The organism is Rossellomorea marisflavi, assembly GCF_009806575.1.
Taxonomy (GTDB): Bacteria; Bacillota; Bacilli; order Bacillales; family Bacillaceae_B; genus Rossellomorea; species Rossellomorea marisflavi_A.
The window spans coordinates 2,056,315-2,079,848 of the sequence record NZ_CP047095.1; the positions used below are offsets into that span (position 1 = coordinate 2,056,315).

The 23,534-nt window shown below is 45.9% G+C and carries 26 protein-coding genes; 21 read left to right on the forward strand and 5 right to left on the reverse strand.

The window, feature by feature from the left end; translation table 11 throughout:
• The first annotated feature begins 36 nt into the window (after nucleotides 1-36).
• On the forward strand, nucleotides 37-972 hold the full coding sequence (gene spoVK / locus D5E69_RS10705) for a stage V sporulation protein K (protein WP_231578832.1): 936 nt from the start codon (nucleotides 37-39) through the stop codon (nucleotides 970-972).
• Between the two features lie 33 nt (nucleotides 973-1,005).
• On the opposite strand, the gene D5E69_RS10710 is transcribed toward spoVK, so the two are convergent.
• The gene (locus D5E69_RS10710) at nucleotides 1,006-1,614 is read right to left on the reverse strand and encodes a trimeric intracellular cation channel family protein (RefSeq protein ID WP_048003950.1); all 609 of its coding nucleotides are present in this window, start codon (nucleotides 1,612-1,614) and stop codon (nucleotides 1,006-1,008) included.
• Between the two features lie 191 nt (nucleotides 1,615-1,805).
• Between D5E69_RS10710 and D5E69_RS10715 the strand changes: the two genes are divergently transcribed.
• From D5E69_RS10715 to glnA, 3 genes are all read left to right on the forward strand, one after another.
• Nucleotides 1,806-3,083: a methionine gamma-lyase family protein gene (locus tag D5E69_RS10715; RefSeq protein ID WP_048003949.1), complete on the forward strand. Its 1,278-nt coding sequence runs from the start codon at nucleotides 1,806-1,808 to the stop codon at nucleotides 3,081-3,083.
• A 195-nt stretch (nucleotides 3,084-3,278) separates the two neighbouring features.
• The gene (locus D5E69_RS10720) at nucleotides 3,279-3,692 is read left to right on the forward strand and encodes a MerR family transcriptional regulator (RefSeq protein ID WP_048003948.1); all 414 of its coding nucleotides are present in this window, start codon (nucleotides 3,279-3,281) and stop codon (nucleotides 3,690-3,692) included.
• Between the two features lie 37 nt (nucleotides 3,693-3,729).
• Nucleotides 3,730-5,064 carry a type I glutamate--ammonia ligase gene (gene glnA / locus D5E69_RS10725; RefSeq protein WP_048003947.1) on the forward strand — a complete coding sequence of 445 codons (1,335 nt, stop codon included), beginning with the start codon at nucleotides 3,730-3,732 and terminating at the stop codon, nucleotides 5,062-5,064.
• 189 nt (nucleotides 5,065-5,253) lie between these two features.
• Here the strand turns inward: glnA and D5E69_RS10730 are convergent, their stop codons facing one another.
• Nucleotides 5,254-6,714, reverse strand: a complete 1,461-nt coding sequence (locus D5E69_RS10730; RefSeq protein WP_159129633.1) for a SulP family inorganic anion transporter — start codon at nucleotides 6,712-6,714, stop codon at nucleotides 5,254-5,256.
• 123 nt (nucleotides 6,715-6,837) lie between these two features.
• On the opposite strand from D5E69_RS10730, the gene D5E69_RS10735 reads away from it, so the two are divergent.
• Nucleotides 6,838-7,380, forward strand: coding sequence for a recombinase family protein (locus D5E69_RS10735; protein ID WP_048003945.1), 543 nt, complete (start codon nucleotides 6,838-6,840; stop codon nucleotides 7,378-7,380).
• Between the two features lie 49 nt (nucleotides 7,381-7,429).
• Here D5E69_RS10735 and lexA read toward each other — a convergent pair whose 3' ends face one another.
• Complete coding sequence (gene lexA / locus D5E69_RS10740; RefSeq protein ID WP_159129634.1) at nucleotides 7,430-8,050, reverse strand: transcriptional repressor LexA; 621 nt, start codon at nucleotides 8,048-8,050, stop codon at nucleotides 7,430-7,432.
• Between the two features lie 157 nt (nucleotides 8,051-8,207).
• Here lexA and yneA point away from each other — a divergent pair, with 157 nt between their 5' ends.
• From yneA to D5E69_RS10790, 10 genes are all read left to right on the forward strand, one after another.
• Entirely contained in the window at nucleotides 8,208-8,531 is a 324-nt protein-coding gene (yneA, locus tag D5E69_RS10745) for a cell division suppressor protein YneA (RefSeq protein WP_048003943.1), read from the forward strand.
• Between the two features lie 11 nt (nucleotides 8,532-8,542).
• Nucleotides 8,543-9,193, forward strand: coding sequence for a YneB family resolvase-like protein (locus tag D5E69_RS10750; protein ID WP_048003942.1), 651 nt, complete (start codon nucleotides 8,543-8,545; stop codon nucleotides 9,191-9,193).
• A 69-nt stretch (nucleotides 9,194-9,262) separates the two neighbouring features.
• Nucleotides 9,263-9,493 (forward strand): DUF896 domain-containing protein, encoded by a 231-nt coding sequence (locus D5E69_RS10755; protein WP_048003941.1) that lies wholly within the window; start codon nucleotides 9,263-9,265, stop codon nucleotides 9,491-9,493.
• Between the two features lie 191 nt (nucleotides 9,494-9,684).
• Nucleotides 9,685-11,691: a transketolase gene (gene tkt / locus D5E69_RS10760; protein ID WP_048003940.1), complete on the forward strand. Its 2,007-nt coding sequence runs from the start codon at nucleotides 9,685-9,687 to the stop codon at nucleotides 11,689-11,691.
• 53 nt (nucleotides 11,692-11,744) lie between these two features.
• Nucleotides 11,745-12,200 carry a GNAT family N-acetyltransferase gene (locus tag D5E69_RS10765; protein ID WP_048003939.1) on the forward strand — a complete coding sequence of 152 codons (456 nt, stop codon included), beginning with the start codon at nucleotides 11,745-11,747 and terminating at the stop codon, nucleotides 12,198-12,200.
• A gap of 102 nt (nucleotides 12,201-12,302) precedes the next feature.
• Nucleotides 12,303-12,740 carry a sporulation inhibitor of replication protein SirA gene (gene sirA, locus D5E69_RS10770; protein ID WP_048003938.1) on the forward strand — a complete coding sequence of 146 codons (438 nt, stop codon included), beginning with the start codon at nucleotides 12,303-12,305 and terminating at the stop codon, nucleotides 12,738-12,740.
• A gap of 85 nt (nucleotides 12,741-12,825) precedes the next feature.
• The gene (locus D5E69_RS10775; protein WP_048003937.1) at nucleotides 12,826-13,047 is read left to right on the forward strand and encodes a YneF family protein; all 222 of its coding nucleotides are present in this window, start codon (nucleotides 12,826-12,828) and stop codon (nucleotides 13,045-13,047) included.
• A 251-nt stretch (nucleotides 13,048-13,298) separates the two neighbouring features.
• Nucleotides 13,299-14,420: a CamS family sex pheromone protein gene (locus D5E69_RS10780; RefSeq protein ID WP_048003936.1), complete on the forward strand. Its 1,122-nt coding sequence runs from the start codon at nucleotides 13,299-13,301 to the stop codon at nucleotides 14,418-14,420.
• A 134-nt stretch (nucleotides 14,421-14,554) separates the two neighbouring features.
• The gene (locus tag D5E69_RS10785) at nucleotides 14,555-16,297 is read left to right on the forward strand and encodes an ABC transporter transmembrane domain-containing protein (RefSeq protein WP_048003935.1); all 1,743 of its coding nucleotides are present in this window, start codon (nucleotides 14,555-14,557) and stop codon (nucleotides 16,295-16,297) included.
• A 4-nt stretch (nucleotides 16,298-16,301) separates the two neighbouring features.
• Nucleotides 16,302-18,098: an ABC transporter ATP-binding protein gene (locus tag D5E69_RS10790; protein ID WP_048003934.1), complete on the forward strand. Its 1,797-nt coding sequence runs from the start codon at nucleotides 16,302-16,304 to the stop codon at nucleotides 18,096-18,098.
• Nucleotides 18,099-18,189: 91 nt separating this feature from the next.
• Here D5E69_RS10790 and D5E69_RS10795 read toward each other — a convergent pair whose 3' ends face one another.
• Nucleotides 18,190-18,363 carry an aspartyl-phosphate phosphatase Spo0E family protein gene (locus D5E69_RS10795; protein WP_079516015.1) on the reverse strand — a complete coding sequence of 58 codons (174 nt, stop codon included), beginning with the start codon at nucleotides 18,361-18,363 and terminating at the stop codon, nucleotides 18,190-18,192.
• A 267-nt stretch (nucleotides 18,364-18,630) separates the two neighbouring features.
• On the opposite strand from D5E69_RS10795, the gene D5E69_RS10800 reads away from it, so the two are divergent.
• The 3 genes from D5E69_RS10800 (at nucleotide 18,631) to D5E69_RS10810 (ending at nucleotide 20,355) form a co-directional block, all read left to right on the forward strand.
• Nucleotides 18,631-19,335 carry a cytochrome c biogenesis CcdA family protein gene (locus D5E69_RS10800; RefSeq protein WP_048003932.1) on the forward strand — a complete coding sequence of 235 codons (705 nt, stop codon included), beginning with the start codon at nucleotides 18,631-18,633 and terminating at the stop codon, nucleotides 19,333-19,335.
• Nucleotides 19,336-19,421: 86 nt separating this feature from the next.
• Nucleotides 19,422-19,781 carry a response regulator gene (locus D5E69_RS10805; RefSeq protein ID WP_048003931.1) on the forward strand — a complete coding sequence of 120 codons (360 nt, stop codon included), beginning with the start codon at nucleotides 19,422-19,424 and terminating at the stop codon, nucleotides 19,779-19,781.
• Nucleotides 19,782-19,875: 94 nt separating this feature from the next.
• A complete protein-coding gene (locus D5E69_RS10810; protein ID WP_048004510.1) occupies nucleotides 19,876-20,355 on the forward strand; it encodes a CcdC family protein in 480 nt (159 codons plus the stop codon).
• Nucleotides 20,356-20,495: 140 nt separating this feature from the next.
• On the opposite strand, the gene D5E69_RS10815 is transcribed toward D5E69_RS10810, so the two are convergent.
• Nucleotides 20,496-20,921 carry a DUF2621 domain-containing protein gene (locus D5E69_RS10815; RefSeq protein ID WP_048003930.1) on the reverse strand — a complete coding sequence of 142 codons (426 nt, stop codon included), beginning with the start codon at nucleotides 20,919-20,921 and terminating at the stop codon, nucleotides 20,496-20,498.
• A gap of 201 nt (nucleotides 20,922-21,122) precedes the next feature.
• On the opposite strand from D5E69_RS10815, the gene D5E69_RS10820 reads away from it, so the two are divergent.
• From D5E69_RS10820 to D5E69_RS10830, 3 genes are all read left to right on the forward strand, one after another.
• Nucleotides 21,123-22,460, forward strand: coding sequence for an ATP-binding protein (locus tag D5E69_RS10820; protein ID WP_053072394.1), 1,338 nt, complete (start codon nucleotides 21,123-21,125; stop codon nucleotides 22,458-22,460).
• A 219-nt stretch (nucleotides 22,461-22,679) separates the two neighbouring features.
• A complete protein-coding gene (locus tag D5E69_RS10825; RefSeq protein WP_053072393.1) occupies nucleotides 22,680-23,195 on the forward strand; it encodes a hypothetical protein in 516 nt (171 codons plus the stop codon).
• A 99-nt stretch (nucleotides 23,196-23,294) separates the two neighbouring features.
• Nucleotides 23,295-23,432: a YvrJ family protein gene (locus D5E69_RS10830; protein WP_048004508.1), complete on the forward strand. Its 138-nt coding sequence runs from the start codon at nucleotides 23,295-23,297 to the stop codon at nucleotides 23,430-23,432.
• Nucleotides 23,433-23,534 lie beyond the last annotated feature (102 nt).

Genomic DNA, 23,534 nt, shown 5'->3' on the forward strand with positions numbered 1-23,534 from the left:
GGCGAGGTGAACCCTTTGGACCAACAACCGATGCGAATGAAGAACAACGGTCAGATCAGCATCGTCCTCAATTCACAAAAACGGAATCCGCTGCGGGATTCGATGATACAGGAATCCATTCCTCAGTCCATGCCCCAGGAGCATGCTGCTTTGAAAGAAATAGAAGAAGAATTGGGCACACTCATCGGAATGGACGAAATGAAGAAAATGGTGAAGGAGATCTATGCTTGGATATACGTGAATAAAAAACGTGAAATGATGGGACTGAAAGCGGGGAAACAAGCCCTTCATATGATGTTCAAAGGGAATCCCGGAACAGGTAAGACAACCGTGGCCAGGATCATAGGCAAGCTGTTCCTGAAGATGAATGTGCTGTCGAAAGGACATCTTATAGAAGCAGAGAGAGCGGACCTGGTAGGTGAATACATTGGGCATACAGCTCAGAAGACCCGAGACCTTGTCAAAAAGGCGTTGGGCGGGATCCTGTTTGTCGATGAAGCCTATTCTCTGGGTCGGGGAGGAGAGAAGGATTTCGGGAAAGAAGCCATCGATACCCTGGTGAAGCATATGGAGGATAAGCAGCATGAGTTCATCTTGATCCTTGCCGGCTACTCAAAGGAAATGGATCATTTTCTTACGCTGAATCCCGGGCTTCAATCAAGGTTTCCCCTCGTGTTTCATTTCCCCGATTATTCCGTCGACCAGCTGATGGACATCAGTAAGCTCATGCTTAAGGAAAAGGAATATATGCTCAGCCACGATGCCGAACGGAAAATACGTGAGCACCTTCACGGGGTGAAGAATGCCATTACGGCGAATGCATTTTCCAATGGACGATATGTACGGAACATCCTTGAGAAATCCATCCGGGCCCATGCCATGCGTCTTCTCATGGAAAATAACTATGACCGGCATGAATTAATGACCCTGAGGAGCAACGATCTTGTCTTCACACGGAAGGACAGCGATTGAAAAAACATGCATTCGTAAAGAATGCATGTTTTTTTAGGCTTCCGATTGGAGCCTTTTATTCGGCAGCTTCCATTTATATAGATAGGAAAACACACGTAACGCGGTGGTGATGACAAATAAGGCATATAATTCAATCGGTGATTCTGCTATGCCGAATCCGACAGCCATCCCCGAGACGACGGCCCAAACCGCGTAGATCTCAGATCTGAATACGAGGGGTTTCCTGCCGGCTAGCAGGTCCCTGACAATCCCGCCTCCCGTACCCGTCAGAACGGCGGCCACGATTATTGCGCTCATGGGATGATCCATGTTGACGGCATACAGGGCCCCCTGTATGGCAAATGCAGACAAGCCGATGGCATCGAAGAAGTTACCCCACCGTTTCCAGTGCTTCAATAGATTGTGGGGGAAAAGAAAGACGGCCGTAATAGCGAGGAGGGCGATCTGAAATAGCATACCCTGCTCCCAGAGTGCGGAAATGGGTACGCCGATCAATAAATTCCGGATCGCTCCGCCACCGAAAGCCGTGACGATTCCGAGTACGTATACACCCAGTATGTCATATTCTTCTTCCATCGCAACAATCGCACCTGACACCGCAAAGGCAACAGTGCCGATGATACTCAATACTTCCCATGTCATACCCTGGTCTTCCTCTCCTGATCGTACTCTTTAAACCTATCTGATTGTATCACGGCAACATGGATTTGCAACCATTTTTGCCGTAGTGTTTGTGAGGAATATTTGATATGATTGGTCTGTTGGTCTGCAGTATTAAGTGAGACTGTGAGCCGGCGCAAAGGAATTCGAAAAGCAGAAGGGAATTTATAGACATGTTTGATCAATTAAAACACGGAGAGGTCCTGCAGCCGCTTGCCCGATCCGTTGAACAATCCATAGCCCATATCCATGCAGCCATTGATGAGCGGGCAGAACGAAATCAATTCAATGTATTAACTTCTTTTCAGAAGCATCGTGTGAGTGACTCCCATTTCAACCCTTCGACAGGGTATGGGTACGATGATGCAGGAAGGGATACTTTAGAGAGCATTTACGCAGATGTGTTCGGCGGAGAGGCGGGGCTCGTTCGTCCCCAGATCATCTCGGGCACACATGCGATATCCATCGCACTCTTCGGCATCCTCCGTCCAGGAGATGAATTGGTATACATAACAGGAAAGCCTTACGACACCCTTGAAGAAATTGTCGGGATCAGAGGGAAGGGTGCAGGCTCCCTGAAGGACTTCCATATCGACTACCGGAGCATCGACCTTACTTCCGACGGTAAAGTAGACTTCGGTGCAGTAAGAGAGGCGCTGGGCACCAAAACGAAAATGGTGGGGATCCAGCGTTCGAAGGGATACGCCAACCGTCCTTCCTTCACAGTGGAAGAGATCAAAGCCATGATTGATTTCGTCAAAGAGATCGATCCATCGATCGTCGTTTTCGTTGATAACTGCTACGGTGAATTTGTTGAAGACCGTGAACCATGCCATGTCGGAGCCGACCTTATGGCGGGATCGCTCATAAAGAATCCCGGGGGCGGACTTGCGAAAACGGGAGGATATATCGTAGGGAAGAAGGAATTGGTCGAAGCGTGTTCGTACCGCATGACGTCGCCGGGTATCGGTGCGGAGGCGGGGGCTTCCCTCTACAGTCTTCAGGAAATGTATCAAGGATTTTTCCTCGCTCCCCACGTGGTGGCGCAATCCTTGAAAGGGGCCGTCTTTACTAGTGCTTTCCTGACAGAGCTCGGGATGGATACGAATCCAGCCCCTGATGCTCCCCGTACCGATTTGATCCAATCTGTCCAATTCGGTGATCGGGACCGGATGGTCGCTTTCTGTCAGGCTATTCAATTCGCTTCACCCGTGAATTCTCATTTCACCCCATATCCCAACTATATGCCTGGATATGTGGATGATGTCATCATGGCTGCAGGCACGTTCGTTCAGGGGGCGAGCATCGAATTGTCGGCTGACGGACCATTAAGGCCTCCATACGTTGCATATGTACAGGGGGGACTGACCTATTCCCATGTGAAGATCGCGGTGTGCACGGCCGTCGATGAATTGATCGAAAAAGGTTTTATGCCCCATTTAAAAGGTTAATATGATAAGTACAAAAGGATAGTCGATCAGTGACTATCCTTTTGTTGTTGACCCGAGCACAACATACCGCAAAAAGAATCACACTATTCAAAATGGATGATCAAAAAATATGTAAGGTAATCTAACATATTATTGACAGAATTCCTGACATTGAATATAATGAACACATGAACGAACAACAAAGGGGGAATCACGATGAGCGGAAGTGAAATTCGTCGAACGATGGCATTGTTCCCAATTAGCATTGTCATGCAGCTCACGGACTTGACGGCTCGTCAGATTCGATACTATGAAGAGCATGAATTGATCAATCCGGCCCGTACGGAAGGAAATCGAAGGCTCTTCTCCCTGAACGACATCGATAAACTCCTGGAGGTCAAGGATCTTTTGGAACAAGGGATCAACATGGCCGGCATCAAAAGGATTTTCGCTGTCTCGGGTCAGGAAACGAAAGTAGCATCTGACGTTAGTGGCAAGAAGGAAGAAAAAGCACGGCAGGATCTTTCTGACGATGATCTCCGCAAGCTGCTCCGGAATGAATTGATGCATTCCGGGCGCTTTAGCAAAACATCTCTTCGTCAAGGTGACATGTCACGCTTCTTTCATTAAATAAACCTTTACTAAACCTGAGGAGGAATTACGCAAAATGGCAAAGTATACTCGTGAAGATGTACTAAGATTGGCGAATGAAGAAGGTGTTAAATTCATCCGTCTCCAGTTCACAGACATCCTGGGAACGATCAAAAACGTGGAAATCCCTTTCAGTCAGCTTGAAAAGGCGCTTGACAACAAAATGATGTTCGATGGTTCTTCCATTGAAGGATTTGTACGGATCGAAGAATCCGATATGTATCTATTCCCGGATCTTGATACGTGGTTGGTATTCCCTTGGACAGCCGAAAAAGGGAAGGTTGCCCGTTTGATCTGTGACATCTATAACCCAGATGGAACTCCGTTCGAAGGAGATCCGCGTAATAACCTCAAACGTATTCTGAGCCAAATGGAAGAGCTTGGATTTACTGATTTTAACCTCGGGCCTGAACCGGAATTCTTCCTATTCAAGCTGGATGTGAATGGTGAACCGACCCTCGAATTGAATGATAACGGAGGATACTTCGATCTTGCACCTACGGATCTTGGGGAAAACTGCCGTCGCGATATCGCACTTGAACTTGAAGAAATGGGCTTTGAAATCGAAGCTTCCCACCATGAGGTTGCTCCTGGTCAGCACGAGATCGATTTCAAATATGCCAATGCCCTCAAGGCTTGTGACGACATTCAAACATTCAAACTCGTTGTTAAGACCATTGCCCGCAAACACGGACTGCATGCTACCTTCATGCCAAAACCGTTGTTCGGGGTGAATGGTTCCGGAATGCACTGCAATATGTCACTTTTCAAAAGCGGCGTGAACTCATTCTTCGATGAAAAAGGCGATCTTCAATTGAGCGATACAGCGCGTCAATTCCTTGCCGGTATCATTAAACACGCAACGAGCTTCACGGCCATTACAAACCCTACGGTCAACTCTTATAAACGTCTTGTTCCAGGGTACGAAGCTCCATGTTATGTTGCATGGTCTGCGCGTAACCGCAGCCCGCTCATCCGTATCCCGGCATCACGCGGTCTAAGCACGCGCGTTGAGGTGCGAAGCGTCGATCCGGCAGCCAATCCATATCTTGCGATGAGTGTACTGCTTGCCGCCGGTCTTGATGGAATCAAGAACAGCTTGGAAGCACCTAAGCCAATTGACCGTAACATCTACGTTATGGACAAAAAAGAGCGTGAAGAAGCAGGAATCACAGATCTGCCGGCAACCCTTCATGCTGCACTTGAACAGCTGAAAACAAATGAAGTCATCGTTGGTGCTCTTGGTGAGCATATCTTCGAACACTTTGTAGAAGCGAAAGAAATCGAGTGGGATATGTTCCGTACACAAGTTCATCCTTGGGAGCGCGAGCAATATATCCAAATGTATTAATCTATTGAAAAAGACCCCGGAAGGATTTAATCCTTCCGGGGTCTTTTTTGTAGATTGAAAGAATGAGCTTAGCGCAATCTTCACCGATGGCGGGTTCCATGGGAAAACATACCTTTGTTCTTGGGGAAGGGATTAACCCTTCTCGAACCAAACGTTTTCTTGGATAGGATCATGGCCATGATCCATCCGTCAGGCTGTCAAAGAAGTTTTATCATCTGTCAGCAGTAGAAGCGAGTCCTGAATCTTTTTACTTGTAGAGCTTAGTCCGATCGTCTCCACTTTACAGCCTTGATTTTTGCATTTGGCCAGGACTTTCGCGATGGCTGCTACTGCAGATTCATCCCAGATGTGGGCATGGGAAAGATCGATCTTAACGTACTGAACTTCGCCGGTCAGTTGAATGGAGCCTACGAACGTATCCACTGATGCAAAGAATAGTTGGCCTTCAACCGTGAACTTGCGCTTAACACCATCCACTTCTTCCGTAACCTTCAACTTTGATAGTTTGGCCACAAAGATCATGGCACTCAGCAATACCCCTGCAATAACACCTTTTGATAGATCATGAGTGGCAACCACGATCGCCACGGTGATGAGCATCACTGCGGCATCTCCTTTAGGGGCTTTCCAGATATAACGAAAGGAAGACCAGTCGAAGGTACCGACAGAGACCATGATCATGATTCCGGCAAGAACGGCCATGGGAATCTTCACAACAAGGTCCCCAAGTACAATGATGAGAAACATCAGGAAGGCCCCGGCTACGAATGTGGACAAGCGCCCGCGTCCTCCGGACTTTACATTGATCACCGACTGACCGATCATCGCGCATCCGGCCATCCCACCGAAGAATCCATTAATGATATTGGCGACTCCCTGACCCCTTGCTTCCTGATTTTTATTGCTGTCCGTATCCGTCATGTCATCAACGATTGAGGCCGTCATGAGGGATTCAAGCAGTCCTACAATCGCTAGGGCGAGTGAGTAGGGGAAAATGATGCTCAATGTTTCAAATGAAAACGGTACATCAGGAAGGAAGAACGAAGGCAAGGTCTGGCTTATCGTCCCCAGATCTCCTACGGTCCTCAAGTCTGCTTGTGAAAACAAGGCAATGGCGGTTAGTACCACAATGGCTACAAGTGGTGCAGGGATGGACTTGACGAACCGTGGGAGTACATACACAATCACCAACGTCACCGCCACAAATACATAGGTCATCCCGTTGATATTGAAGAAGTGAGGCACTTGTGCCGAAAAAATCAGGATGGCCAGTGCATTCACGAAGCCGATCATCACAGCACGGGGTATGAATTTCATGAGTCTCGCGATTTTACATACACCGAACAGGAGTTGGAAGATTCCCGTCAAGATGGTGGCCGCCAACAGATAATTCAACCCGTAATCTTTGACAAGCGGGACCATGACGAGTGCCATGGCACCGGTAGCAGCAGAAATCATGGCCGGTCTTCCGCCTACAAAGGAAATAATGACGGCAATGCAGAAAGAAGCATATAGCCCGACCATGGGATCGACACCGGCTATGATGGAAAAGGCAATGGCTTCCGGAATGAGGGCAAGTGCGACGACGATCCCGGAAAGGATGTCTCCCTTGACATTCGAAAACCACTGCTGTTTTATGGTATTCTTCATATTGTCACCTCGTAGAAATCGTAAATTTACGTTCAATAAAAAACAGTTTATCACCGACTTTCCCAAAAGTGAACCTTTTTGGGAAAGTTATTCAAGAATAGGTTGGGGAGGGAAGAGACGCCTATGATCATCGGATACTACAGACCGAGCTTTGAGGATCCAGAAGGACGGCAACAGGAAACAGAGCTCCTGAAGATAGAATGCAAGGTTTTATACAGGGAGGAACATTCTTCACCTAAGAGAAGGGTAAAACTGGAAGAACTGCTAGCCGTAGTTGGGGAAGGAGATACGGTCGTGGTCACTTCCTTAATCGACTTCGCTGATTCCAGCCGACAGTTACTGGAGCTATTGAACCAGCTTGAAGCGAAAGGTACACGCTTCATTTCTATATCAGAAGGGCTGTCGACCAGTCCGGGGCAGTCGTACCGTTTTCAGGAAGTCCTTGAGCATCTTATAAGCTTTCAAAGCGATGTGATCAGTGAAAGGACAAAAAAAGGCATAGGTGAAGCGAAAGAGAAGGGAGTCAGTACGGGACGGCCGCGCAAGCCGGATGAAAATGTAAAAAAGGCGATCGACATGTACGAAACGAAAACCTACAGTCTTTCAGAAATCAAAGAGAAGACGGGCATCAGTAAGTCCACCCTCTACCGATATCTCGAAAGATAGCAAAAAAGAGCTCCGGTCACATGTGACCGGAGCTCTTTTCTAGATATCATTAATGAACTTGCCGGTAGACACCAACGACTTTCCCGAGGATCGATACATTGCGGAGGATGATCGGGTCCATGGAAGAGTTTTCAGGCTGGAGCCTTACGAAATCCTTTTCTTTGAAGAAACGTTTCACGGTCGCCTCATCCTCTTCAGTCATGGCGACGACGATCTCACCATTGTTGGCTGTCTGCTGCTGCCTTACGATGACGAAATCACCGTCGAGGATCCCGGCTTCAATCATACTGTCACCCATGATTTCAAGCATAAAGATATGCTCGTCAGCCGGAGCCATTCTCTCTGGGAGAGGGAAGTATTCTTCGACGTTTTCAACCGCTGTGATCGGTTGACCCGCCGTGACTTTCCCGATGAGGGGAACATTCACGACATTGTGACGGGGGATCGAGTCTTCCACAAGGTCGAGGATCTCAATGGCTCTTGGCTTGGTCGGATCCCTGCGGATGAGACCTTTGCTTTCAAGTCGGGCCAGGTGGCCGTGGACAGTAGAACTTGAAGCCAGTCCCACCGCTTCCCCGATTTCGCGCACGGAAGGCGGATAGCCTTTTTCTTTCACGGAGCTTTTGATATATTCCAAGATATCCTGCTGCCGTTTGGATAGTTTTGTCATAGTCACGCACCTCTATCTATCGATCTTATGTTCCCATTATAACATGGTGGTGGGAACGATACAAACATAAGTTCGAATTTTTGATTGACTCCAAACGGATGTTCGTATTATGATGGATGTAACAAATAGAACAAACATTCGTATGGAGGGAATCATTATGGCAGGGAAACTTTGGGCGAATTACTCATATATACTTGTATTTTTTGGCTTGGCACTTGTGGCATCAATCTATTTCATTCTTCAAATGGAAGACGGAGTATCTTATCATAGTATAGAGGTGCAGGAGGGCGATACGCTCTGGACCATTGCAGATCAATACAGCAGCGACTCTTCCATGTCCACCGATGAATTTATCAAATGGGTGGGTGAACAGAATAATCTGGCCACCTATACAATTTCTGCGGGTGATTCCCTTGTGCTCCCAGTCAAAAAAAAGCTCGGGATCAACGGGGATTATCAGTATGTCATGAACGAGGAATAGAGGGGTTTTGAATGAATGCAATCATCTACTGTCGGGTGAGCACGAAGAAGGATACACAGGAAACATCACTCGAGCGTCAGGAAGAAGAGCTGGCGAAACTTGCACGGGAGTACGGAATGCAGGTTTCATCGGTCATAAGGGATCAGGCAAGTGGCTATGACCTTGACCGGCCTGGCGTTCTCGAGATGCTTGATCTTGTAAGGGATCAGGCGATCGATGCAGTGTTGATCCAGGATGAGACAAGGATCGGAAGGGGAAATGCGAAGATTGCCCTGATCCATTGCCTTTTGAAGGAGGATGTCAAGATTATCAGTCAGTCCCAGAGCGGGGAGCTGCATCTGTCGGACTCTGACTCCATGGTCATTAACATCGTAAGCATGGTGGAGGAATATCAGCGCAAGCTGCATAATTTGAAGATCAAAAGAGGCATGAAACGGGCCGTGGCGAACGGATTCCGTCCCCAGAAGAATTTGAAGAACAAGGGGAATATTGAGGGTAGGGAGCGTAAGGAAGTCCCCGTTGAAGAAATTGTCAGGCTGCGCAAGAATGAATTGACCTTTGCAGAGATTGCCGCTACTCTTCGGGGATTCGGCTATGATGTTTCGAAGGCAACCGTTCATAGGCGTTATAAAGAGCATATGGATGCAGTCGATCAAGCGTAACCCTTGTCATCCCCTATTATATTTAGTAACATGTCGTTATACGTTACCGAAATCAAAGGGGTTTTATAGATGCTTTCAAAAGAAAAGATGAACCGGATCAATGAATTATCCAAAAAATCTAAGTCTACCGGACTTTCAGCAGATGAAGCGAAGGAACAGACCAGATTGAGGAAAGAATATCTTGAGACGTTCCGCCAATCCATGAAAGGGACCATTGAAAACACCAGGATCTTTGATCCCGATGGAAATGAAGTGACGCCCAAGAAGATACAGGAAATTCAAAACAAAAAGAAACACTGATTCTCAGTAGTCAATACTGGATCACGCGGACTTCAAAGCGTGATCCTTTTTATTATGCAAAAAAAGTGCCAGTAATTCCGAACGGATATCAGTTTTAACAAAAAGGAAGACGTGGTATCATTCAAGATAGTTGTATAAACAGCCAAAGAAGATTAATATTAAGTAGAGATTGAAAAGGAAGGATGTCTGACATGTTTGATAAAACAGATCAATTAGCAATTAACACAATCCGAACGTTATCGATCGATGCGATCGAAAAGGCAAACTCCGGTCATCCGGGAATGCCGATGGGTGCAGCTCCTATGGCGTATGCTCTATGGACACGCTTCATGAACCATAACCCCAAAAATCCACATTGGTTTAACCGTGACCGTTTCGTTCTCTCTGCAGGACATGGGTCAATGCTTTTATACAGCTTGCTTCACCTTTCAGGCTATGATGTTTCCATGGATGACCTGAAGAATTTCCGCCAGTGGGGCAGTAAAACACCAGGACACCCTGAGTATAAACATACAGCAGGTGTAGAAGCGACAACAGGTCCACTTGGACAAGGAATCGCGATGGCAGTTGGTATGGCCATGGCTGAGAGACATATGGCAGCCACTTATAATAAAGAGGGCCACGACATCATCGATCACTTTACATATTCCATCTGTGGAGACGGAGATTTGATGGAGGGCGTTTCAGCTGAGGCGGCCTCACTTGCTGCTCACTTGAAATTGGGCCGCTTGGTCGTTCTTTATGATTCAAATGATATTTCCCTTGACGGGGAACTTGATAAGTCATTCTCTGAAAGTGTCAAAGGCCGTTTCGAATCTTACGGTTGGCAATATGTCCGCGTGGAAGATGGAAATGATCTTGATGAGATTTCCAAAGCCATCGAAGAAGCACAAGGTGATACAAGCCGCCCTACAATGATCGAAGTGAAAACGGTCATCGGCTACGGTGCACCTAATAAATCTGGTAAGTCTGCTGTTCATGGTGCTCCACTCGGGGAAGACGAGATGAAACTGACGAAGGATTACTATAAATGGACGTTCGAACAAGACTTCCATGTTCCGGATGAAGTCTACGCCCGTTTTGAAGAGAAAATCCAACAGGTAGGTAGTGAAAAAGAGGAAGCATGGGCGAAGAAATTCGTTGCGTATCAAGATGCGCTTCCAGAGCTTTCTGCTCAGCTGGAAACAGCGATCAGAGGCGATTTGGCCGAAGGATGGGACAAAGAAATCCCGGTTTACGAAGAGGGAAGCTCATTGGCAAGCCGTGCTTCTTCAGGAGACGTGCTGAATGCCATCGCTAAAAACCTGCCAACCTTCATCGGTGGATCTGCCGACCTTGCCGGGTCCAACAAAACGAACATCAAAGGCGAAGCAGACTTCTCTGCAGAAGCGTATGATGGACGTAATATTTGGTTCGGTGTCCGTGAATTTGCCATGGGTGCAGCCATGAACGGTATGGCTCTGCACGGTGGACTGCAAGTGTTTGGTGGAACATTCTTTGTGTTCAGTGACTATCTGCGTCCTGCCATCCGTTTGGCAGCTTTGATGGGACTTCCGGTCACATACGTCTTCACCCATGATAGTATCGCAGTCGGAGAAGATGGACCTACACATGAGCCTGTAGAACAGCTTGCATCACTCCGTGCCCTGCCGAATCTATCTGTCATTCGACCTGCAGACGGCAATGAGGTAGCCGCTGCGTGGAGGCTTGCTGTCGAGTCGAAAGATCAGCCGACCATGCTTGTACTTTCGCGTCAGAACCTGCCTACCATGAAGTCATCTGCTGATAAAGCATATAACGGTGTTAGCAAGGGTGCGTATGTAGCTTCTCCTGCCGGCAAAGAACAGCCTGATGCCATTTTGATTGCTACCGGTTCAGAAGTGGGTCTTGCCCTGGACGCTCAAAAAGCACTCGAAAAAGACGGAATCAATACATCTGTCGTCAGCATGCCGTCTTGGGATCGTTTCGAAAAGCAATCTCCGGAATACAAGGAGTCCATCCTTCCGAAAAGCGTGAAGAAACGTCTTGCCATCGAGATGGGTTCACCACTCGGATGGGATCGTTACGTTGGTGACGAAGGTGACATCCTGGCCATTGACGGCTTCGGTGCTTCAGCTCCTGGAGAAAAAGTGATGGAAGAGTACGGATTTACAACAAATAATGTTGTATCCCGTATCAAAGCCCTTCTTCAAAAGTAAGACATTTTAAGCCGGCTCATCCATTGAGCCGGCTTTTTTAGGTGGTGTAATAGATGGAAATCATTTATGAACAGCAAAAAGACCGAAGCGCCTTCATCCCCCTTTTGATGCTGGCTGATGAATCGGAAGCCGTAGTAAGAAGCTATCTGGAAGATGGGGAAGTGTACACCTTCTCAAACGCTGGAGAGACCGTAGGGATTATGCTCATGGTGGCAGTGGATTCATCCACCATCGAGATTAAGAACATGGCGGTGGTAGATTCAGCGCGTGGACAGGGGACCGGCCGACAGATGATCAAGGAGATGGAAAAAAAGGTGAAGAATTCAGGGTATCGAACCATACTGGTCGGGACGTCAAATTCGTCCATAGGCAACCTGATATTCTATCAAAAATGCGGTTTTCGATTTGAATCCATCAAAAAAGATTTCTTCTTGGCCTATCCGGAGCCATTCTATGAGAATGGAATAAGAGGTTTGGATATGGTGATGCTGAAAAAAGAATTGGGCTGAAACGGTGATTCGACAAAACTAGTCCATCTTCTCAACAATTTCTGACAACTCCTCTTCCTATGATTGGGTATACTGAATAGTATAATGGGAGGGGGAGTAACTGTGCGACGCTATCAGGTCTATTGGATTGCAGAGGAGTTTGCCCAGCATTTTTACGGTAGGGAACGGATGTTTCACCAGCTTTTCAACGAGATGGAGAGTTCTTCCGGGGAATTGCACACGATCATTTCCAAGCAGGTAGAGTATATTACAAGACCGATTCCATACCTCCCAACGAGACGCTTCATACAAAATGAGTTATTATCGGTCAATGGTTCCGGATGGGACGATGATAGGGCCGTGATTCACCTGGAGTCATCAGGGGTCTCTCTTGAATTAAAAGAGAGAATGTTGACGATTCATGCATGGGGAACCGATGAATCAGAGTACATTTTCTTTGAAATTCTAAGGAGACATATGGGATACTTATTGGCTGTGGACATTCAAAATGAACGGTTTGGATGGTTAAAGCCGATAAAACAAAGAAAATTTATATATTAATTAAGAAATTATGACAGAAATATTGTATAATCTTCTTTGGTTTAGTACACTTTTATAAGGACAACATGAAGGAGGAAGTAATCGTATGTCAACGACCGCTATAGCTATTCTGGTCGGCGTGATCGCACTGCTTGCCGGAGTTGCGCTAGGGTTCTTCATCGCTCGTAAGTACATGATGAGCTATCTTAAGAAAAACCCGCCGATTAACGAACAAATGCTACGCATGATGATGATGCAAATGGGACAGAAACCGTCTCAGAAAAAGATCAATCAAATGATGAATGCAATGAACAAAAACATGAAATAATCATCCCTGTATGATGGGACTGAGATAAATCATTTCGCTACCCTTTATTGGAGAGTAAGACTTTTCTACTGGAAATGCTGTCAGATTGGTTTATCCGTTTTATCGCAACGAAGCCACTTCCCATCGGGAAGTGGCTTTGTTGCGGGGTGGAAAGATGAATGTCTGTTAAAATGATGGATTTCACAAATTAGTATGATTATCATTCTTCAACCGATTTGATTTGTGGTAAACTATAGTCCGGAGGTTGTTGTATGAAAAAATGGATGATTGCTTCTCTTTCACTATTGATCTTCGCATCAGGATGCGCGAATAAGCCATCTGAAGTAGTCAGTGATGAAACACTTGAAGCACAAAGCAAGGCAGCCGGTAAGGCGCGTGAATATTTAACCTATAAAATCGATCAAGAAAAAAAGTCCGTCAATCGTGGACTGATCACGCAAACGGTGAATAACCGCAGCGATATGGATGAAATCGAAACGGGCTTGATGTCACAGTCCATCAAACACTTTTCTCCGGATAAAGTGAACTATCAGGAAGGTCAATACCTGACCAATATCAATGATTGGATCAAACGAAAGTCTTCTTCAAACAAAACAGGTTTGAATCCCGAATTGAAGGTAGAGGACGGTATGGGATGGGAAGAGCAGGTGCAATTGGAGAAGGACAACCCTGCATATCTTGCCTACATTCATGAACAGAACTACGTAGATTCAAAAGGGAACATTCAGGGGATTTCCCTGGGGCTCGCCATGAACTCTGTGGATTACATAAGGGTGCAGGACAGTCAGAAACTCATGCACTTTGATGAAAAGCAAATCGGTTCAAAAGAAATGGCCGCTTATGGAAAAAAGGCCGCCGAAACGATTGTTAAGCGAATCAGGAAGAATTCAAAATTAAAAGATGTTCCCATTATGATCTCCCTCTATAAACTTCAGCCGACCAATAGCGTCGTGCCGGGAAATTACTTCACCACGGCATTCATCGACGGGAATGACAATTCTATCAAGAAATGGAACGACCTTGATGAGAAATACTATTATTTCCCAAGTGATAAAGGGGAAGAGAAAAACCGGGACTTGGCGAAGAACCTATTGAACCTGGAAGATGAGGTGTCCAAGTACTTCTCACACCAGGATATCAAGCTCGTCGGGAAAGCACTGTACTCCGGTGATTCAATCAACAAGCTTGTGATCGAGGTGAACACGGGCATGGTCAAGGAGACGGAACTGATCGGGTTCTCCCAGGTGTTCGGCCCCGAGATCGTCGATTATTTCCCTAATATCCCGGTATATGTATACGTAAAAACACCTAAAGGGGTCAAGGCCACGATTGTAAAAGAAGTGGATCAGGAACCCTTTGTCGACATTCAATGAGCATCTCTTCGGAGGTGCTTTTTTTATTTGATGAAAGGAGTGTACATTCTTTAAAAGGGTCTGTTTTTTTCATTTATTACTGTCTGAGTATTTGGTAAAATAAAGAGTCTTAAGAAAATTATGGGGGAGTAGATATGAGGGTATTTTTAGATTTAAAATGGTTTTTTCTCCAGGAGAAAAAATCCTATATAACCGGAATTTTGATCCTTTTGATGGTAGCCTTTCTGCAGTTGATCCCTCCTAAAGTCGTTGGGATCGTTGTGGATGGGATCAAGGATAGCACCTTGACGCGTTCTGATATTGTAAGGTGGATGCTTATTCTGGCCGGAACGGCAGTGGCCATGTATGGGTTGCGATACGTCTGGAGAATCATGATATTCGGTTCGGCGAATCGGCTATCGAAGCTTCTCAGGAACCAGCTTTATCATCATTTCACCAAAATGGCTCCTTCGTTTTTTCAGAAAAGGCGTGTGGGGGACCTTATGGCTCATGCAACGAACGATCTCCAGGCGATCCAGCAAACAGCCGGTTCGGGCGTATTGACCCTCGTTGATTCCTTGTCGACAGGAGGGTTCGTCATTATCGCCATGGCCTTCACGATCAGCTGGAAACTCACGCTGATTGCATTGATCCCCATGCCGTTCATGGCCATTCTGACAAGTTACTATGGAACACTTCTTCATAAACGTTTCCATAAAGCCCAGGAAGCGTTCTCTTCACTCAACGATAAGACCCAGGAAAGCGTGACAGGAGTCAAAGTCCTGAAGACGTTTGGGCAGGAGAAGGAGGATATCGAATCCTTCAGGCGTGAGTCGGAAGATGTGGTGCAAAAAAATATGAGTGTCGCCAGAGTAGACTCATTATTCGATCCCACCATTTCCATTATCGTAGGTCTCTCGTTTTTCCTTTCCATCGTATTCGGATCAAAGTTTGTCCTGAGCGGTGAATTGACCATCGGAGAGCTCATATCATTCACAACCTATCTGGGTTTACTCATCTGGCCGATGCTTGCATTTGGGTGGTTATTCAATATTGTCGAGCGTGGAAGGGCTTCATACGACCGGGTGTCGAGATTATTGAGGGAAGAAGTTGAGATCGTGGATGGAACGGTAATGGAGAAGCCGAGAGGAGATATCGAGTATGCCATCGAATCGTTCGCATTCCCTGGAGAGAAGGATCCGGCCCTGAAGGGTATCCAATTCACGTTGAAAAAAGGCCAGACCCTCGGGATCGTCGGGAAAACCGGTGCAGGAAAGACTTCTCTTCTGAAACTCCTGCTCAGGGAGTTTGAAGGTTATTCCGGTGAGGTTCGCTTTGACGGTGTACCGATCACACAGTATGCACTGGACTCACTAAGGCAATCAATCGGATATGTTCCTCAGGATCACTTCCTATTCTCGGCCACGATTAAGGAAAATATCGCCTTCACCGACCCGTTGGCATCCATGGAGAAGGTGAAAGGGGCAGCGGAGTCCGCCCAGATCCATCATGACATAGAAGGGTTCCCTCAAGGCTACGATACCGTTGTGGGAGAGAGAGGGGTCTCTCTTTCAGGAGGACAAAAACAGCGGATTTCCATAGCCAGGGCTTTGCTTATGGAGCCGGAATTGTTGATCCTTGATGATTCCCTCTCTGCCGTCGATGCGAAGACGGAAGAAGCAATCCTCACATCCCTGAGGAAAGAGCGCGAAGGGAAAACCACCATCATCACATCCCATCGCCTGAGTGCCATCGTCCACGCCGATCTGATTCTGGTCATGGATGGGGGCAGGGTGACCCAGAGGGGTACGCACGAAGAGATGATGCAGGAAGACGGTTGGTACAAGGAAATGTATCTCCGCCAGCAATTAGAGGATATTGTAGAATATGGAGGGTGAGCAGATGGAACCAATACCTGCACTTAGCCCCAAGGATCAGCGAAAGATCTTTTTCCGCCTGATGGGGTATGCAACGCCGCATCGAAAGACGATTTATTTGGCATTCTTTTTACTCTTATTGACAACGATCGGGGATGTGTTCGGGCCCATCCTCATAAAAGTGTTCATTGATGATTATTTGACACCCGGTGTCTTCCCTTATGGTCCCCTTGTCGCATTGGGCACCGGTTACCTGCTCATTCAACTGGGGAATGTCGTTGTATCCTACCTTCAATTGCTGAAGTTCCAGGAAATCGCTCTGAAGATCATCCAGCAGCTGAGGGTCGATGTATTCACAAAAGTTCAAGGGCTCGGGATGAGATATTTTGATCAAACTCCTGCGGGCAGCATCGTTTCAAGAGTCACCAATGATACGGAAGCGATAAAGGATATGTTCGTAAGCGTCCTCGCTTCTTTCATCCAGGGAGGATTCTTGATCATCGGCATCTTCATTGCCATGTTTGTGCTGAATGCAAAGCTTGCAGTCTTTTGCTTGTTCATCCTGCCCATTTTGATCTGGATCATGAGTCTGTACAGGAAGTATAGTTCCGTATTCTATCAGGATATGAGGGAGAGGTTGAGCCAGTTGAATGCAAAGCTGAGCGAATCCCTTTCGGGTATGGCCATCATTCAAATATTCAGGCAGGAAAAGAGAATGAGGGAAGAATTCGGCCACACCAATGAACAGCATTTTCGGGCGAATATGAGAAATATCAAAGTGGATGGCCTCCTTCTGAGACCGGCCATCGATTTGGTCTATGCAGCGGCACTGATGGTCGTGTTGACCTATTTCGGGGTGGCATCATGGGATCATCCAATTGAAATCGGTGTTTTATATGCATTTGTGAATTATCTTGATCGATTTTTTGAACCCGTCAATCAAATCATGATGAGGCTCAGTCTGTTCCAACAAGCCATCATTGCTTCGAACAGGGTGTTCACGCTTTTGGATGAAAAAGAAGTGAGTCCTTTGCAGGGGGGAGACGGACAATCGTCGGAAATCACAGAAGGCAAGATTGTGTTTGACAACGTTTCTTTCTCGTACGACGGGAAGCAGGATGTGCTGAAGAACATCTCGTTCACAGCAAACCCGGGGGAAACAGTCGCCTTAGTCGGTCATACGGGAAGCGGAAAAAGTTCGATCATTAATCTTTTGATGAGATTCTATGAATTCGAGCGGGGAAGGATCACGATTGACGGACAGAGCATCAAGTCATATCCCGTTCACGAAATAAGGAAAAAGCTCGGCCTCGTCCTTCAGGATCCGTTTCTTTTTTACGGTGATGTGAAAACGAATATCCGTTTGTACAACGAGCAATTGACGGATGATGAAGTAAAGGCGGCAGCAGAATTCGTCCAGGCAGACAGCTTTATCCAAAAGCTCCCGCAGGGGTATGATGATCCCGTGGTCGAAAGGGGATCGACGTTTTCGAGTGGACAACGACAGCTTATCGCCTTTGCACGGACGATTGCCACCAAGCCGAAGATCCTCGTATTGGATGAAGCGACGGCGAATATTGATACAGAGACCGAAGAGGCCATCCAAGAAGCTCTCTCCAAAATGAGAGAAGGCCGCACGACCATCGCGATCGCCCACAGGCTTTCCACCATTCAGGATGCCGATCTGATCCTTGTACTCCACAAAGGAGAAATTGTGGAGAGGGGTACCCACAGGGAATTACTGGATGGAAGAGGAATCTATCACAAAATGTATTTGCTCCAGAATGGGATGGTCGAAGGAATGGAAGATGCCATAGGCTGATAGAAATCAAATAGGCAGCCCCGGTCGGGACTGCCTTGTTTTTCCGTATATTAGAATACTATTAATGGAAATGATGATAGGGATGGCCGGTTCAATGAAGGACAACAGCATTTTTTATGTATTGCGCATTATAACGGTTCAAGAGTCGATCGAGTTCCTGGCTGAACTGGATGGCTTGAGGGGATGTCAATCCATTCTCGGCGACGATGGCAATGAGTTGGGCGCGTTTGAGTTCAATTCGATCAAGTAGCTCTTTTTTAGACACGGCTGTTTCCTTTCTTTTGTATAACCTGACAAGGTCTATACAAAACTAGTAATAACTGTAACTTTTTTATTAGTATATCGGAAAACGAAACTTTTTTCAAAGTAAAAATTCGTTTTTATGAAAAAGAAAAGAGCCTTTAATGTTTTTGTTATTATTGCTCTTCACTGTAACCATATCGACATAAACCTTTCACATGAACATTTCTCATAAAGTTCATTTTTGTCTGATAGAATAGAAATATAAAATAAATGTAAGGGGGATGTCAACTTGTCTGATGTAAATATTTTTCTTGCGTTCGGCGCCGGGGTCCTTAGCTTCATTTCCCCATGTTGCCTTCCGCTCTATCCGGCTTTTCTTTCATACATAACCGGAATGAGTGTAAGCGAGCTGAAAGCCGAAAACGCCATGCTTCAAAAAAGGAGCCTGCTCCATACGCTGTTCTTTTTGATCGGCTTTTCCGTGATTTTCATTGCCATCGGATTCACGTCCTCTTTTGTCAGTGGATTCTTCACACAGTATCAGGATCTCATCCGTCAAATCGGTGCGATTTTCATTGTGATTTTCGGTTTGATGGTGATCGGTGTGTTCAAGCCTGAGAGTCTGATGAAGGAAAGACGTTTTGAATTCAAGAATCGTCCTGCAGGATTTTTAGGATCGATCTTGATCGGGATGGCGTTTGCTGCCGGCTGGACACCTTGCACAGGACCGATCCTTGCTTCTGTTATCGCATTGGCATCGAGCAATCCAGGGTCGGGGATGATCTATATGATGGCCTACGTTCTTGGATTTGCCATTCCGTTCTTCGTCTTGTCCTTCTTCCTGGGAAAAATGAAGTGGATCAGAAAAAACACCGGCCGGATCATGAAAATCGGCGGGTACATCATGATCGCTGTGGGGATCATGTTATTCTTCGACTGGATGACCAAACTCCTTGGATACCTGATCTACGTCTTTGATTTCACAGGCTTCTAATCCATTCCAAACTATGATATAGTGAAAACGGTAAATTCCAATAAGTTACACATTTAGATCGAACAAGGTAGAAGGGGGGGCGAAATGTGGCAGGCATTCTGATTGTGGACGATGCAAAGTTCATGAGGGTCACCTTGGGGAATATGGTCCGCTCCGGAGGACATGTCGTGGTGGGGGAAGCGGAGAACGGGCTCGAGGCGGTAGAAAAATTCAAGGCCCTTCAACCTGATCTTGTCACCATGGATGTCACAATGCCGGAGATGGACGGGATTCAAGCGGTAAGAAGAATCATGGATGAATACCCCGATGCTGTGATCATCATGTGTTCTGCCATGGGCCAACAGCGGGTGGTAATGGATGCAATCGAAGCGGGGGCGAAAGACTTCATCGTCAAGCCCTTTGAAGAAAACAGGGTCTTAGAGGCAATAAGCCGCATACTTTCGTAAGGGTTTACATAAAATACAGCTGAAGTGTTTTCGTTTTATGGAAGAATCATGTTATACTATTTAAGAGCTAGAAAGTAGAAGATAAAGGATGATGATGGTTATGGTGATTGCTTCATCCATAGCAGCAATTCTTATGGGGTTCATGGTGATCTTTATCCGCACTAAAGCCCAAAAGAAACCTGTAAGTGCAAAAAAAATCATACTGCCTCCGGTATTCATGAGTACAGGGGCCCTTATGTTTATTTTCCCCTTCTTCAGGGTGCATCCCCCTCAAATCATAGAGGCGCTGTCTGTGGGAATGGTATTTTCCATCCTGTTGATCAAAACGTCTAAATTTGAGATCAGGGATGATGATATCTATCTTAAGCGGTCGAAGGCGTTTGCATTTATTTTAATCGGTTTGCTGATTATCAGGATTGTCGGGAAAGTCTTACTGAGCACCTCCATCGACTATGGTGAATTAAGCGGTATGTTCTGGATCCTTGCATTCGGAATGATCGTCCCTTGGCGCATAGTCATGTATATTCAATATAAGAAGATCCATCAGGAACACCAGAACTTCTCAACGATTTAAAAAAGAAGGCTGTCGCAACCAGTTGCGACAGCCTTTTCGTTATTTCCTGCCCTTCTTGATCTTCAGATAGAAGAAGATTCCCCCAGAAGTGAGGATAAGCAGATAGAGTAAGATCGGTATAAGAAGGATCGGGCCCATATTCAAAACAGGTGCCGGTATGGGGATGCGTCAATCTTCATTTCATCCAGTTTCTTCAGAAGGAATTTATGATCCCTCTTCGGGGTCGCCATAATATAGCCCTTGATGATCAAATCCTCCGAGATGTCTTCCGCATGTTGTGAAACGGCTAATTCTCCGATCTTGCCTGCAATTTTATGCTTCGCCACATCGCGGAACAACTCAGGTACCGGAGTGACGAGTTCATTGAGCATTTTCTTTCCCTCATCATTCCACAAATGGATCGTTTCGTTCACATAATGCTCTTCCCAATCCATATCTGACTTTCCATCTTCCTTAGGAAACCGTTTAAGGAATTTCCTGAACATGAAAAATCCCCCGATGGCAAATGAAGCTGTCAGAAATACGACCCAAAATAAAATAAAGTAGAGAAACCATCCTTCAAGCACGTGATCACCTCAACAATTCGTGTATTCCCTTACATTATTATAATCAAGCTGGGGAAATGTGACAAGATGATGCGCATAATTCGACGAATAGTATGATGTTCTTAATAAGAAATGATATACTGATACTAGTGTTCATGTAAATTCTTTCTAGTAATGACATTTTTTAATCTGCGAAGTGTTAGAAGAAGGAGTCGTTCTGTGATGAAGTATCGGGGAAGGGTATTAATGACGTTGATCGGTATCATCTTCATTCTAATATGGGATATAGTCTACTACATCGAAATGAATCTAAAGATGGATGTGTTGTTAAATATCATATTCTCATGCATCTTATTGATCGTCCTGTATTGGACTGGCGGATATCTGGACAAAAAAACAGAGAAGATAGCATCCTACAAAGATAGTAAAGATGAGATGAAGATGATCAATGAAGAGATGCAGCATGTGCTTCAAAGCATTGAAGAAGTTGTTTTTCATACGGACGCCAAAGGGTGTTTTCAATTTCTTAACAGATCATGGGCGGATTTCAGCGGATATTCTGTGAAGGAAAGCCTTCATAAAAATGCCCTTCACTTCATTTCCCTCCATGAGAGGCATGAAGTGCTGCGGATGATCAGACAGCATATTGATCAAGGCAAACCAAAATTCAAAATGGATTTTTCCTATCAGAAGCGCGACGGTACACAGCGCTGGGGGGAAATGAACATCAAGTTGAGCTATGATCAGGCAGGCAGGTTGGTGGGGACCGTGGGAACCATTTCAGACGTGACGGATCGCATCCACACCGAAGAAGAATTGAAGGAGCTTAATGAGACGCTGGCCATTGAGTCCCAGAAGCTATCAGTAGCCGGGCAGCTCGCAGCCGGAATCGCCCATGAAGTAAGGAACCCCCTTACTTCCATCAACGGATTTTTGCAGCTTATCAGGGATGATGCCGATGAAAAGACGAAGGACTACCTTGAAATCATTTTTTCAGAGATCAAGCGAATCGAACTGGTACTGAGTGAGTTGTTGATCCTAGCAAAGCCCCAGACCGTCTCGTATCGCCATATCAATGTCAAAGAAACGCTTGTACATGTACAGAAGCTGTTGAATACCAATGCAATCCTCTATAATATCGATATCCGGACGGATTTTTCATCTGACGATCTCTTTATTAAAGGGGATGAAAATCAGTTGAAACAGGTGTTCATCAACCTTATTAAAAACGGGATTGAATCCATGCCCAGAGGAGGGACCATCACGCTGAAAGGGCTCCTGAACAAGCACAACAAGGTCGTTTTGACGTTTGAAGACCAGGGGGTCGGGATGAAGCGGGATATCCTCGATAAGCTGGGCGAACCTTTTTTCACTACGAAAACGAAGGGGACAGGATTGGGGTTGACGATCTGCCTCAGGATCTTGAGGGATCACCGTGCAGATGTCAGAGTGAACAGCGAACCTGGAGAAGGGACTAAATTTTTCCTTACCTTTGAGTCCGCGGGTCCTCCCATCCGGAAAAAACGCGAAAAAGCCGATGTTCAAACATCGGTACGGTGATAATAAGCATGGGTAAAAGGTCTTGATTCACACCATGTATGAATTGAATATTCTTAAAATTATAACTTTGGAGAAATTAGGAAATATTCCTTTACTTCAGCTCTGACCCCATGATACTATACATTTTGTGGACTTTACACAATGTTCCAGTGCAGGATCAGGCAGCTGATGAACATAGTGAAAGACCTTACATATGAATGTACGAGAGGGGAAATAAACATGAAAAAATGGTTGATTGCAGGATTGGGACTTTCACTTGCACTTGTCGGTTGTTCCAACGCTGATGAAGACAAAAAGGAAAGCACAAACAAAACAGAAGAAAAAGCAGACGCTAAAGGCGATCTAATGGATTATTATTTGAATCTGACCACGACTGTAAATGGTGTGGATGGAGATTTGAACGCTTATGAGGGTGCGATTGCAGGTGAAGAGCCTCCTAAAGGCGAAGAGCTTAAAAAACTTAAGGACGCTGCTGCTGCATCGGCTTCAGAAACAGCCACAGCGGTAGAAGGTATGGACATCCCGAAAGAACTTGAAGACCAAAAGGCAGATTTGGAGAAATTCCAATCTACCCTAGCTGAATCCTACAAAATGAAGTCTGAAGAATTGGCTAAAGATGATGCCAACACAGAAGAAGCCGATAAGAAATTCACAGATGCAGAATCTCAAATTTCCAAAATCCTTGAAGATGAAGGCTTGTCAAGCCCAAGCCTTGCAACGGATCTGAACGGTTAATACAGAAGGGACCTCCTATTGCAGGAAGGTCCTTTTTTTGTTCCAGGGGTACCTCCTATGGAGAATCCTTCCTATAGTAAAGGAAAGGAGGTGTTCATGATGGATGCGTTCATTTCATTCATTTCGGAAGTCGGGTTTCCCATCGTCGTAACCATGTATCTGCTTTATCGGATCGAAACAAAGCTAGATGCTGTCATTACCTCGTTGCAGACACTGCCCGACCGGATGAAGGATTGAAAAGGGGAGTAATGGTCTCCCCTTTTTACTATGCCCGCTGGCTGATAGAAGGACAGGGGCTTGTGCTGTCTGATATAATTTGAGGTATCAGATTGATAGAAA